The organism is Brevundimonas sp. SGAir0440 (genome assembly GCF_005484585.1).
Classification (GTDB): Bacteria; Pseudomonadota; Alphaproteobacteria; order Caulobacterales; family Caulobacteraceae; genus Brevundimonas.
In genome coordinates, this window is record NZ_CP039435.1 from 223,225 (window position 1) to 235,868 (window position 12,644).

13 protein-coding genes and 1 tRNA gene are annotated in these 12,644 nt (G+C 60.5%); 7 read left to right on the plus strand and 7 right to left on the minus strand.

What is annotated here, in order from left to right; all coding sequences use genetic code 11:
- Window positions 1-50: 50 nt before the first annotated feature.
- From E7T10_RS01030 to E7T10_RS01045, 4 genes are all read right to left on the minus strand, one after another.
- Window positions 51-2,579: a fimbria/pilus outer membrane usher protein gene (locus E7T10_RS01030; RefSeq protein WP_137720363.1), complete on the minus strand. Its 2,529-nt coding sequence runs from the start codon at window positions 2,577-2,579 to the stop codon at window positions 51-53.
- Window positions 2,576-3,331 (minus strand): molecular chaperone, encoded by a 756-nt coding sequence (locus E7T10_RS01035; RefSeq protein WP_137720364.1) that lies wholly within the window; start codon window positions 3,329-3,331, stop codon window positions 2,576-2,578. Before E7T10_RS01035 ends, E7T10_RS01030 begins: the two co-directional genes overlap by 4 nt.
- Before the next feature lie 213 nt (window positions 3,332-3,544).
- Window positions 3,545-4,246 (minus strand): hypothetical protein, encoded by a 702-nt coding sequence (locus E7T10_RS01040; RefSeq protein ID WP_137720365.1) that lies wholly within the window; start codon window positions 4,244-4,246, stop codon window positions 3,545-3,547.
- A 222-nt stretch (window positions 4,247-4,468) separates the two neighbouring features.
- Window positions 4,469-5,050 carry a hypothetical protein gene (locus E7T10_RS01045; RefSeq protein ID WP_137720366.1) on the minus strand — a complete coding sequence of 194 codons (582 nt, stop codon included), beginning with the start codon at window positions 5,048-5,050 and terminating at the stop codon, window positions 4,469-4,471.
- Window positions 5,051-5,718: 668 nt separating this feature from the next.
- Between E7T10_RS01045 and E7T10_RS15995 the strand changes: the two genes are divergently transcribed.
- Window positions 5,719-5,844, plus strand: a complete 126-nt coding sequence (locus E7T10_RS15995) for a hypothetical protein (RefSeq protein WP_256371843.1) — start codon at window positions 5,719-5,721, stop codon at window positions 5,842-5,844.
- A 67-nt stretch (window positions 5,845-5,911) separates the two neighbouring features.
- Here E7T10_RS15995 and E7T10_RS01050 read toward each other — a convergent pair whose 3' ends face one another.
- Complete coding sequence (locus E7T10_RS01050) at window positions 5,912-6,160, minus strand: hypothetical protein (RefSeq protein WP_137720367.1); 249 nt, start codon at window positions 6,158-6,160, stop codon at window positions 5,912-5,914.
- 761 nt (window positions 6,161-6,921) lie between these two features.
- Between E7T10_RS01050 and E7T10_RS01060 the strand changes: the two genes are divergently transcribed.
- The 5 genes from E7T10_RS01060 to E7T10_RS15860 all read left to right on the plus strand — a co-directional run bounded on the left by E7T10_RS01060 (window position 6,922) and on the right by E7T10_RS15860 (window position 9,631).
- Window positions 6,922-7,497 carry a hypothetical protein gene (locus tag E7T10_RS01060; protein ID WP_210416130.1) on the plus strand — a complete coding sequence of 192 codons (576 nt, stop codon included), beginning with the start codon at window positions 6,922-6,924 and terminating at the stop codon, window positions 7,495-7,497.
- Window positions 7,497-7,883 carry a hypothetical protein gene (locus E7T10_RS01065; protein WP_137720369.1) on the plus strand — a complete coding sequence of 129 codons (387 nt, stop codon included), beginning with the start codon at window positions 7,497-7,499 and terminating at the stop codon, window positions 7,881-7,883. Before E7T10_RS01060 ends, E7T10_RS01065 begins: the two co-directional genes overlap by 1 nt.
- Before the next feature lie 423 nt (window positions 7,884-8,306).
- Window positions 8,307-8,522 (plus strand): hypothetical protein, encoded by a 216-nt coding sequence (locus tag E7T10_RS01070; RefSeq protein ID WP_137720370.1) that lies wholly within the window; start codon window positions 8,307-8,309, stop codon window positions 8,520-8,522.
- On the plus strand, window positions 8,515-9,351 hold the full coding sequence (locus E7T10_RS01075) for a hypothetical protein (RefSeq protein WP_246846069.1): 837 nt from the start codon (window positions 8,515-8,517) through the stop codon (window positions 9,349-9,351). The genes E7T10_RS01070 and E7T10_RS01075 overlap by 8 nt, the downstream gene beginning before the upstream one ends.
- Window positions 9,338-9,631, plus strand: coding sequence for a tyrosine-type recombinase/integrase (locus E7T10_RS15860; RefSeq protein WP_246846070.1), 294 nt, complete (start codon window positions 9,338-9,340; stop codon window positions 9,629-9,631). Before E7T10_RS01075 ends, E7T10_RS15860 begins: the two co-directional genes overlap by 14 nt.
- Before the next feature lie 84 nt (window positions 9,632-9,715).
- On the opposite strand, the gene E7T10_RS01080 is transcribed toward E7T10_RS15860, so the two are convergent.
- A tRNA-Arg gene (locus tag E7T10_RS01080) sits at window positions 9,716-9,792 on the minus strand.
- Between the two features lie 144 nt (window positions 9,793-9,936).
- On the opposite strand from E7T10_RS01080, the gene E7T10_RS01085 reads away from it, so the two are divergent.
- Complete coding sequence (locus E7T10_RS01085; protein ID WP_137720371.1) at window positions 9,937-11,682, plus strand: gamma-glutamyltransferase family protein; 1,746 nt, start codon at window positions 9,937-9,939, stop codon at window positions 11,680-11,682.
- A 4-nt stretch (window positions 11,683-11,686) separates the two neighbouring features.
- Here the strand turns inward: E7T10_RS01085 and E7T10_RS01090 are convergent, their stop codons facing one another.
- Window positions 11,687-12,493, minus strand: a complete 807-nt coding sequence (locus tag E7T10_RS01090; RefSeq protein ID WP_210416131.1) for a lipid A-modifier LpxR family protein — start codon at window positions 12,491-12,493, stop codon at window positions 11,687-11,689.
- Between the last annotated feature and the right edge of the window lie 151 nt (window positions 12,494-12,644).

The window sequence follows — 12,644 nt, forward strand, 5'->3', positions numbered from 1 at the left end:
TACGATTGTGAAGAATAAGTTCGCACGCATGGTCGCTTTCCTTGAGCTGATCATTCCGGAACTTTGATGACTTGAAGGTCCAGCAAACCGTCAGTATCGGTCGGAACCTGAAACTCGAAGGCTGTGCCATCGGCGTCGGAAAGGTTGATGCTGTACCGGCCTCCCGGCTTCAAGCCTGAAAGCGCAAATCGGCCAACGCGGTTCGTGAAGACATTAACGGGGGCAGTATCAGGTTCCGTCAGCGATCGCATCACGCCAGCCGCCAGTCCAACAGCCTCGCCGTCAGACCGTTGCAATGTGCCGTAGGCCGTAACGAACGCGTCGGTGCCAACCGTTAATGCAAAGCCGCTTCGGTTTGCGGGCTTGACCCGAAAAATGCCCGATCCGATGTCGTAGCCGCGGGGCGGGTTCACGACATCATAGCGAATCGATTGATCGACGAACGGCGTCAGGAAGCTGAACACGGCGGGGCCAAGAGGCCCAGAACTGGCGATATATCGACCGTCTTCGAGACTATCCCCGATAATCACACGCCGTCCCTGCAGGCTCTGGTGCTCGCCCACAATGGCAAAGCTGTTGTTAATGCGTCGGCCAATTCCGATCCGCCCGCCTGTGATCGCTAGAGACGTACCAACGCTGAGCGTCGTTGCGGTTCGGTCAGACACCGATGAGAAGTCTTCGCCCGTCGCTGATTGTGTGAACGCCACAGTCCCACGATTACCCACATAATCCGCATAGGCCGACACGTTCGCAGGACCGTCGCTGTATCCAACCAAGGCACCGTATCCGATGCTGCCGACACGCCCGTCACCACTCTTAGAATAGCTGGCGACGGCGCTGTCTGTACGTTGATCGTACGCAACCTCACTTCGACGCTGGAAGTCTGGTTGCCAAGTGATGGAGAATCTGAGCCCGATTTCCTGGCGGTCTCCAGAGCGAAACGCTGTTCGACCATAATCCGCTCCGATCGACGCGCGCACCCGAGGCGTAAATCTATAGTTTGCCGTCGTCGTCACACGCCAAGTGGGATCGAGATCCATTCGAAAGGTCTGATAGGTCGCATTGACCGTTCCATAGAGCCTCGCTGAAAAGTATCGGCTGTATTGTGCTGAAGCTGACCAATCCGAGAAATTTTGCAGCGCAATATTACCCAAGGTCGAAAAACGCTCGGATGTAAAGTCTGCTTGTACCGTTAGATAGTCAGCCTGTTCCCCCCTATCGAACTGACGATCATAGCTAATACCTGCGGCATACCCGGCGCCAGATTCGCTGTTGCTGGCTGCTGCGTTGAATTGTAACCGCGATCCATCTCGTAAGATCAACTGGGTTTCGCCATATAGCCCTTGGACGGCCTCGCTCAGTTGAAGCCCCACGCCTACTGCGGGCCTATCGACGAAAGCCTTTCGGTAGAACCCGGTGAAGGCCGGATCGCCATCATAAGTAGGCGAGCCGAAGAAGCTCTTCGACGAAACGCCGAGAAACGCGCCGTACTCGAAGTCTCCGGGCTCGAGGTCGATCGGGTCGAGATAGGCTGAGTAGTTGAGTAGTTGCGTTCGTCCGGCCAAGTCGCGGATCCTGACCTCAACGTCGTTGCTCCCGGCAAGCAGAGGCAGCGAACTGAGGTCGTACGGGCCGGCATCGAGCTGAAGCTCACGAAAAACCACGCCGTTGCGCAGAATGGTGACAGTAGAATCCTGCTCCAGTAGCAGTTGCCGACTGCCCTGAAGGATGTCGCTGCGGAAGGCATTGAAGCGCCTGCGCTGGCGCGAAACACCAATACCGCCTAGCGGCACATAGCCTTGCCGACCGCGAAACTCGGGGTCCAGATCGCCCAGGTACCAGCGTCGATAAGCTTCGGGTTCATCATAGACCAATCGCGCGTACCGCCTGTCGAACTCGGTTGTTCCGTCGACACCTCGCCCCCCCCGAGCTTCCGCCTCGAAAACAATATTTCCAAATCTGATTGCTCCCGAAACTAGGCCGGCCGGATCAATCTGGCCGTCCTGCGCGGTGGCGAAGGCATCTAGATTCACATAGGCAGAAAATGGTTCGGGCTGAATCGATGACTCAGGCTGCCGTGTGCCGGCAGCAAATATCTCTCCCCTTGACCGCCGCGCAGGATCAATCCTCAGAATGGCTACGGACAGCGTCGAAGGGTCATAAGCAAGAGAGACGCCAGCGGGCGAAATATCCTCACTTTCAAATATCAAACGCTCGCCGATCAGCGATGTGATCTCCGCCAAGGCTTCCGGATTGACAACATCACGCAGCAGATCAAGGAAGGTCGTGCGCTCGATCAAAACGCGGTCATCAGCCGTCAAGGTGATAGGAAGTTCACCCAGTGCGCGCCGTCCGAATAGAAGCGGCGCAGTGATCTGCAAATCCCGGTCATACGGATTTACATTGGGTCTTTGGAAACCCTGCGCGCCGGACGACTGCATCGACGGATCAGGCTGCGCCTTTGGAGCAGCCTCGACTGAAACCGGCGGGTTTAAATCGTAAGCCGGCGCAGTTTTCACGACCGCGTCTGTGTAGTCGCCCCCAAGCGCGACGAGGGCCAGGGCGACCCCCGCTATCATCCCGCGAAACTCAGTTTGATCGGCCCGTCGCCAAACGCCTGTCCCGTTGGAACCGTCAGAACTCGCTCCCCGCCTTGCGGAGGGACATAACCAACTCCAACCGCTCCGCTGATCTGACCAGCAGAAAGCGTGATTTTCAGAGGCTGGCCAGACCGGTCGGTGCCGTCAAGGACCCAGTTGACACCGCTCATGACCGCATGGCGCTGGCCAGTATTCCGCAAACGAACCTTGACGACAGGCACTGGAGATGCGTCCACGGCCGGAGTCGGCGTGGCGGGGGTGCCAGTGATAGCTTCGATCGACGTCTGCGTCGTGGCGGGCACTGCCGGCTGCTTAATTTCCGCGGCCTCAACCGAGACGACCTGCACGCTGGATTCCGTGTTGGGCGGCGCCACGATGATCAGCGTCTTCATATGATACACGACCTGAACCGCAGCGCTTCCCAGGTCGGTTGATCGGGACTCGAAGTCGACGGGGAGCTGTCTGATCTCCATGTAATAAGCCATCGAGGCAGAGGCCGCTGGATCGCCGATCCACTGAGCTCGGATGATTTGTCGAGCACCGGGTGCCGCAACCCCTTGCGGCGGGAAAACTAGGAAGTCTTCGTCAGCCGGGGTCTCGGTGATCGTCCCGTCAGCATTGAAGGTTATGCGCGTGATGCTGGTTTCATACGGTAGAGGCGTTGACGCGATATTCTGCACTTCAATACGGGCCGACGCGCCAGCACCAAGAGTGCTGATTTCGCTGACCATAGGCGATACTCTCATAGCCCACGCACTGCCGGCCAAGGCACAAAAGATGGCCACCAACATCATCAAGCCGATAGGCAAAAATCTGAACCGGAGCGAAACTGACATGCGTGCTCTCAAGCAAGCGCCGAGCCGATAGCGGCGGCAACGATATTCGGGGCGAAACATGAAAGGAGGGTATCCGAAGACACCCTCCTTTCGGTCTTATCGTAGTGCTTAGATGTCGGTGTCGAAGCGAACGGTGATCACGTCCTCATACGTGCCAGCCACCAGACCCTTGCCAGGCTTGCCTGCGAAGAAGCGCATGCTCAGACCCGAGCGCCACGCTCCCAGAGTTTTCTGTTCTGCATCGTCGCCCGAAGCGACAGTGAGGTTCGTTTCGCCGCCGGCCTGGAAAGTCGCCGTGACCGAATAGGGGATGTTTGCTTGGAACTGGTTGCTGTCAAAGGCGCCGGGAGCACTGTTGACCAAGCCACGAACGCCATTTGTCTTGGTGATGCTCATGGTATTAGCTGTGTTGCATCCTGCGGTGCCGCTGGCGATCGTGAGCACAATGTTATCGCGTAGGTCGAAGACGGTATCCGAACCCAGGTTCGATTGGCCTTCAACGCCGATCTCGCCCAGATCGATGACCTGCTGGCTGCCGTTGCCGCCACCGGTAAACAGTACGCAGTCGGCCGGCACGAAGCCGGTGATGCGCCAGCTGTTGGTTTGGGCGTCGTTAAGCTCAAGCGTCGACGCCGTCGCCGTGCCGTTCGAGTTCTGACCGCGGACCGTATAGGTCGTGACGGGATTACTGCCGCCGCGCGAGCTGTTCGTCGTCACGTTGACGTTGTTGGTCTGAGCCGCCGCAACCGAAGCGGTCAGCGTCATGGCGAGGATGGCAGCGCCGCCAAGCAAGCTGGTGATCGTTTTCATAGGGTGTTTCCGTATTTGTAAGGATGAAATGTCGGGTAACCGAAAATAATGACGGCCCCCACATCCTGGTTGATAAAATATTAAATAACGCTGGTCAACTCAAAAAACATACCTAAAACAAGTAAATCCGAACATCTGCACTTAAAACAACACGAACAACATCTACGCCTACTGTCACGCAGACGAGTTCTTCCGTACCTCAAATTTTTTGGCGTGTTTTTACTATAGGCCGACACGCAAAGTCATTGTTATGACGTCGCTATACACGCCCGCGAGCAGGCCGGGAGCCGGAGGCGACAACGTGGACAATGTGATGAGGCCATCGCCAGCGGAGATGTGATCGCCCGTGTTGATTACAGCACCCATTCCTGACATCTGACCGGAAGTGAAGGTGCGCTGAACGACACGAGAAGAGGCCGCCCCCTGCAGCGGAAGCGCGACGTTCAAGGCGTAATCAAGAGTGCCCGCAAAGCCACCCTGACCTTGCGGACTGAGCTCATGCCTCAACCCACCACCCGACTGAAACTCCAGCTCGAACGGCACATTGCACGACAGCGCGAAACCCATTTTGATGGTACGCGCACCCGAACTTAAATCACCCAAATCCACATCGGAAATGTCAGGAAGCTCGCAAAGCGACCGAATATCTCCCTCGACTACGACCGCTATTTCATTGCGAGCGGGCTGCGAAGAGCCGCGATCAGCAGCGGACACCGGCCCCGCCGCCCCACAACCTAGAGCTGAAGCAGCACACAGCACAACAACCCGTGATGCTGCATTTCTGCGCGAGCGCTTGATCGCCATTCCCAACCCCTGCCCTAGGCACCTCCCCGGCACCCGTCTTGGTCGTTACCCTTACAAAAGCCGGGCCATGCCAATTTGGGACACCTTTGGCCGCATTATCGGGCGAAAAGCAACAAAAATTAACACTTTCTTAACCAAATCACAAAGTTGGACCTATGCGGCATTAAGCTTTGCAAGCCACCCGCTCGACTCCATCAGCTTGAAAACCGCTACGTGTGCCAATGTGGCAATGCGCAACTACCTTGGCTCTGGAGTGTTCTGATCTACCGGTTAGACCGGGTTGCAACCGCTGTGCGCGCTGCCGGCGCTAAGGACGCCTCAGCCGACGGTCGCGTTGTTCACGCCATCGAGAGAGCCAAAAGCCGTCTTCTGGCCCACCCACGATCCGCCCGAGGCGTGCGTGAAGGTGGCGATCAGCTACGATTCAGAGACCTGACGTTGTGCTGAACTCATGTCGCGACGACACGACGCCTAACGACATCCGATACAGCAATCAGTGCGCCCAGTGCGGCAGCAGCGTTACCCCTGTACGGGCGAAGCTACCACAAGCGCAGCGCTTTACTTCGCTTGGCGACATACGCGACGATGGTCTGCGAGCGATGCGACAACCAACGTCCGCAGATCGTCATTCAAGGACACCATCTCAACGGGGGCCAGCTGACGGAGTTATGGCGCTGGTTGCCGACGGACCGAACATGACTTTGGAAGAGTTCGACGCCCTGATCGAGGCGGCGATCCGCCTCTACTTGGTCATCATGAACCACGGGATCGATGATTTCGGCTTCATGACCTGATGGAATGTGCGTTGGGCGCGATCAATGCCCTCTTCGAGAATCGCAGTGAAATCAGGACTGGCGATTTTCAGCAGTTTTCAAAGGTCAGACGATTTTCGGCGTTCGCTGCATTTCCTGTGTGGTGGAACCAGATTTTCGGCGCGATCGTAACCCTGCGGAACTCACCATCACGGTACTTTTTCACCTTTGGTTTGGCTTCTAAGTCGATAACCCCTTGGTCTAGAAACTGGTCAATGTGGACAATCAACGCCACACGACCATCCGACCCGTCAGGTTGTTGGACCTGAAGATGCAGATCAGTCCCTTGGTTCTTCATGAAAGCGCCATGCGAGACACCAATAAACCCACCGCCTAGAGCCTTATCGACGCGCGATACGAAGTCACTGTTGCTGTTCGCCTAATCCGTAAAGGCACGGCGGATGCCTCTGTAAGTGATGCCTTTCGGCGTTCGTTCATAGTCCATATTCGAGACCTCCCGTGCTTAACTCTGACCGTTAAGCACGACGCGATCCATGCAGCGAAGGGGGGTGGCTGGGGGTGACCCCCCCAGCCCCTGCCGCCCCCCTTTCCTTCGGACCTCAATAGTCCCGAATTGGCGTACGTCGAGTCACAGTTGATTGGTAAAGTGACTCGAAATCTCAGGCTGGGTCAGGGTTTGGGCGGCGCGGATGAGTAACGTGACTCCTTTGGTGGAGTCACGGTTGCCGTTTGACCTCAGTTCGCCGACGCGCCAATGGGGGCTGTTCAGGTGATGCCAACCGCACGCCGGAGCCCGTATCACCCGAGGCTGGAAGGAATATCACTCCAGCAGACCGAAGTGTGGACACCATCAGCTTAGCATTTGCGGCATTCACCGGCGCCAGACCGTTGTTCCCCTCCGCGCGCTTGATCGTGTTTGGCGCCAATCCAGTACGCTCAGCCAAGTCCAACACTGACATATTCACCAATCCCCGGGCGGCCCGCAATTGTGCGCCAGTCGGGTGATCGGCGGGTTTCGTCCTCGGTGCATTCATGATTCAATTTGACTCTTTAGACCAAGTTTGAATTCTTGGACTCATTCTGACGAAGGAGTCTTACATGAGTGTTTACGATCTGCCCAACCTCGCATGCCCAATCTACGGCGCGCGCCTTCAGCGCTCGACCTGCACAAATTGCAATGCCGCCTATACGCGTCGCTACCTCAAGGTTCAGCGGCGAGTGACCCCCGCCGTCGCGCTTCACAGTCGCGCCCGCCAGCGGGCAGCCCGTCGCGGGCTGCCGTTCGATCTGGATGTGAGCGACGTCATTGTGCCTTCAATTTGCCCCGCGCTGGGCGTGCCGCTCGTCGTTGGCGAGATGCGTTCGCCCTATTCCCCGTCACTTGATTGTATCCGGCCCGCCCTCGGTTATGTTCGCGGCAACACCCGCGTGATCTCTGACCAAGCGAACCATTTGAAAGGCGTCCTCGACATCGAGGGGCTGATTAAGCGCGCTGTGGCTTCGGTCGATCAGCGCCGTGAAGACTATGCGCGCCTGGCCGCGTACCTCGACCGGGAACTCCTGCTTGCCGACGTGCGGCGCAAGGCGGCGCTGGCGGGGGCCGCCGGCGAGGAATGGGCAGAGGTAGCCAAGTTCCTGGACGCGGCGTTTGTACGCGCCGATTGGAAGCGCTGATGTCCAACCAAGTTGATTACAGCGAAGGTTTGCAGCGCCATTTTAAGGCTGTCGAGGTCACTCCAGGCCACCAGCGCGTCCTCGTCGGCACCAAGCCGCTCGAAGACGGCTGGGTCATGTCGATCATAAAAATCGATGGGTGCACCAGTGAAGCTGAAGCTGTCTGGCTCGGCCAATGCGTTCAGTCTGACCTGATTGACTACATCAGCACTGCTAACGACGAGGTCACGCCCCTTGAGGCGGTCATGGTCGAGTTCGGTCAGATCCCTCCCGGCGCCTGCTGGACTGTCGCCGTCTATGTAACGTTAGCGTCGTCCGAGGAAGCCGCCGCGATGTTCGATTTTATGACGGCCTATGCCACCACACCCACCACATGGGGGCACTAAAACAAAAGCGACGCGAATGCAGACAATTCCTTTACAATAACAGTATGTTAACTCAGAACCACTATTGCTTATTCAGCAGGGTCTGCTATAACCAACCCTCGATCACGTTCTCCGTCGGCAGTGACGACAACCGAGGGAGGCACCGCTCAGTCCCGAGCCCGCATACCTATTGCCTGTCGTCAAAATGCGCCCTCGTTCCTCCCCGTCCGCCGACAAGGCGCCAACAGACTGGGCCCGACTTAAGGCCGTCGCCTTTCACCTGTTGCCTTCGGGACAGATCGACCAAGAAGGCCGACCGTCCGCACTCCCAGCGTTCTGGCCGCTGCTGCTCACGAAGGAGCAGTTGAGCGCCTACCTGGCGCTGTCGTGGTCCACGATTTCCAAGATTTGCACGGTAGCTCCTGTTGATTTGGGAGCCAGCGCGTGATCCGCTACAACCGTTTTCAGATCGACGAATGGGTTGCGAGCCTGCCGCTCAAAACGGTCAAACAGGCTGCGCCGGCGGCTCCATCGCTTCCAGACATGGAAATCAAAAGCGACGAAAGGCGAACCTCAGCGCTAGATAAGGTTCGGGCACGTACCCTTAATCGTCTGAGCCAAAGCCGCCAGTTACTGAATGATGAAGCGCGCGATGGATAAGGTTAAATACGTCCAGCGCATTCGACGCCCGGACGGCACCGTCGATCTCTATTTTCGCAAAGGGAACCACCGTGAGGGCCCTCTGCGGTCACTCGATGGGTCCCCAGAACTCAAGGCCGAGGTCGATGCGATTCTCGCTCGACTCGCCAGGGCGCAAGCCGCTCAGACGCCGAGGGCAGGGACTGTAGGCGGCGCTATCCAGCGCTACAGGAAGTCCGCCGATTTTATCGGGCTCGCCCAGTCGACACAGATAGAATACGGGCGCCTACTCAATGAGATCGAGGTCGATGTCGGCGACGTTCGCCTCGCTGAAGTTGATAAGGGCTGGGTCAGAGACCAGCGCGACCTTTGGGCGCCGCGCGGCCATAAAGCCACGAATGACCGCGTTCAGATGCTCAAAAATGCCCTGAAGCCGGCCACTGAGGACGACCGCATAAAGACCAACCCTTTCTTGGGGCTGAAAAAGCTGGCTCCGCCTCATGACGCTGATGAGGTGAACCTTGCCTGGACAGACGAGGAAGTGGACGCGTTCATCGCGCTAGCCCTTAGGCGCGACATGCCGGGCCTGGCCCGTGCCGTGGCTCTAGGGCGCTGGGGCGGCTTCCGTCGGGGTACAATCTGCAACATCCCGCTGAACGCTCGGATCATCGCGCAAGATGATGACGGTTTGCCCCAGCGCCGGCTCTACTGGACGACCGAGAAGCGTAAGGTTTTGTGCGACAAACGTGAAGACAGCCGCCTCTCTGCTTTTTTTGGAGAGCACGTCCACCAAAGCCCTTACCATCGCATACAACCAACGCGGCCACCCCTGGAAGGTGCGCGCTCTTAATCAGGCTGTCACCCGCCTGGCCATTGCGCTGGCTAAGACCAAGCGCGCTCGTCCCAATCTTACACCTCATGGCCTGCGCCATGCCCGTGGGCTTGAACTCGCGTACGCAGGTGCATCTGATGCCGAAATCATGGCGCAGCTTGAACACACCACCGAACGAGCGGCGCGGATTTACCGCCGGCAGGCGCAGCGTCGCCGCATGGCGGACAGCGGGCAGGACCGAGTCGATAATGTCGTAGCGCTCAAGGCACAGAGAAAACGGTCTTCGAACGGGACGTAAACGCAGACTGTAACGAAGGGTGTAAAACGACTGTAACGGCGCGGATAAAAACACGCGCCTCATCCACTAAGTCGTTGAAAAAGATGGCGCACCCGGAGCGATTCGAACGCCCGACCCTCAGATTCGTAGTCTGATGCTCTATCCAGCTGAGCTACGGGTGCGGCTGCCTTGCGGCGAGGGCGGGTCTTTAGCCGGTGGATCGGGCGGACGCAAGCGGGGGAATGCAGTTTCTGCGTCTGAAGCGGTTGGCGTGGCGGCTGCGACGGCTTAGGCCTGTCTAACGCTCCCCTGCTTTCGGATCTTTCATGCGTTCTTTCCGTCGCCAGATCGCCGCTATGCTGGTTCCCGTCCTCATGGCGGGATGCCAGACCGCGACAGCCAGCCAAGCGGCGCCCGCGCTGGCGACAGTATCGCCTCAGGCCCCGTCGCCGGCCGCATCGCCCGCTCGGGGGCCGTTTGTGGCGGCGGCGAATCCGCTCGCGGTCGAGGCGGGGATGACCGTGTTGCGGCGTGGCGGATCGGCCGTGGATGCGGCGGTGACGATCCAGGCGGTGCTGGGTCTGGTGGAGCCCCAGTCGTCGGGCCTGGGGGGCGGGGCCTTTTTGATGAGCTATGACGCCGAGACCGGGACCGTCACGGCCTATGACGGGCGCGAGACGGCGCCGGCGTCGGCGACGCCCGAACTGTTCTATGAGGACGGCAAGCCCCTGCCCTTCATCGACGCGGTGCTGTCGGGCCGCTCGACCGGGGCGCCGGGGGCGGTGGCCATGCTGGCGATGGCGCAGAAGGATCATGGGAAGCTGGCCTGGCGCGATCTGTTCGGGGACGCCGAACGGCTGGCGCGCGACGGGTTCACGGTCAGCCCGCGTCTGGCCGGCATGATCAATGGACGCAGTCCGCAGGCGCGGACCCGCTGGGCCAGCGCCTATTTCACCAAGCCGGACGGGACGCGGTATCAGGCGGGCGATACGTTGAAAAACCCCGCCTACGCCGACACGGTCGCGCGATTGGCGCAGCAGGGGCCGGGCGTCGTCTATGGCGGGCCGATCGGGCGCGACATCGCGGCAGCGGTTCGCGAAGGACCGCGTCCCGGCGGTCTGACCGAGGCGGACATCGCCGGCTATCGGCCCTTGCGCCGCGACGCTCTCTGCCGGCCGTATCAGGCCTATGTGATCTGCGTGCCGCCGCCGCCGTCCAGCGGCGCGGCGTTGCTGCAGTTCCTGGCCATGGCCGAGGAAACGCCGGATCTGGACAAGGGGGCCAGGAGCCCTGAGGCCTGGGTCGCGTTCGGGCGGTTGCAGCGACTGATGTATGCCGACCGGGACCGCTACATCGGCGACAACGACTTCGTCGGCGTGCCGATCGCCGGCCTGCTGGATCCCGACTATGTCGCGTCGCGCGCGGCTCTGGCTCCGCAGGTGAACGGCCCGGTCGAGGCCGGCGCCCCAGCGGGATCGCCGCCGCGCGGGGCCGACCAGACCGCCGAGCCGGGCGGCACCTCGCACATGGTCGTCGTGGACGCCTGGGGCAATGCGGTCAGCATGACCACGACGGTCGAGAGCATCTTCGGCAATGGCCGGATGGTCGACGGCTTCTTCCTGAATAATCAGCTGACCGACTTCTCCTTCACGCCGCTAGAGGACGGTCATCCGGCCGCCAATGCGGTGGCGGCGGGGAAGCGGCCGCGCTCATCGATGACGCCGGTGCTGATTCTGGATCGTCAGGGGCGGCTGGTCGGCGCCATAGGCTCGCCGGGCGGGTCCAGCATCCTGGCCTATGTCGCCAAGGCCTTGGTCGGGACGATGGACTGGGGCCTGTCGATGCAGGAGGCGATCGCCCTGCCCAATCTGGTGGTGCGGGGCGAGATGGTCGGGGCCGACACCGACATGATCGCGCCGGATATCCGCGACGCCCTGGCGGCGGCGGGCATGGCCCTGAGGCCCAACGCCACCGAGACCTCGGGGCTGCATGGCGCGATCTGGCGCGACGGTCGCTGGGACGGAGGGGCCGATCCGCGTCGCGAGGGCGTGGCGGTCTCGGAGGTTCGCTGAAGGCTCAGCGGCCGGGACGGATCGACAGCTGGAAGGCCAGCAGGCCTTCGCTGACGTCGGTGTCCAGGCCGTTCATGCCCCGCAGACCCTTGCCGGCGTCAATCTCGCGATAGACGACGCCGAACGAGGTCTGCATGTCGCCCTTGCGATAGGCCACGCCGATCGAGGCGTCGCCCAGGAAGCTGCCCTTGTCCTGGGTGTAACCCGAGCGGGCATAGTCGCCGTCGCGCGTGCGGGCGAAGTTGTAGCCCACGGCCCGGCCCGATCCGGCGGCGTACAGATACCAGCGCGGCCGCTCGCCGAACCGTTCGCGGCCGTTGGGGGCCAGACGATCCAGCCCCTCGCCGATCTTGAGCGTGACCCCGGCCTCGGCCGAACGGCCTTCGCTGCCGACGCCGAGACCGGCATGGGGCGTCAGGCTGACCTCGAGGCCCGAGGCGGTATGGCCGCGAGCGCCGCGGAAACCGCGCACATAGCGCAGGTCATAGGCGTCGGGGTCCAGTTCGGCCCGATCGACGGGCGTGACCGGCAAGGGAGAGCCGTCGGCGCGGCGCAGACGGCCGGCCGTTTCCAGCGTCACCCGGTCGGTGAAGTCGGTGCGATCAATCCAGACGTCGTTGCGCGTGCTGGCGGTCAGGCCGGATCGGTTGTCGGGACGGAAGGCGGTCGGGATTTCAATCTGAGCGCCGAACCGGGCGTCAGGGGCTACGCGGAAACTGGTCTGTTCGGTCAGGCGCGCCTCGACATCGGGCGAGGCGTCGAAGGCGTTGGGGGCCCAGGTCTGTGCACAGGCGGCGCTCGCGCCGGCCATCGCCAACACGCCCCCCAAGCCGAGACTACAGGCCTTCAATCGCATCCGGTCTCCCCACCGATCCGCTGGACACACACTGCAACCCTCAGGCGCAAGAGTCCAACGGCTTTTGGTCATGGTTTCGTCGCGTTTGAACGAGGACGACCTGCCG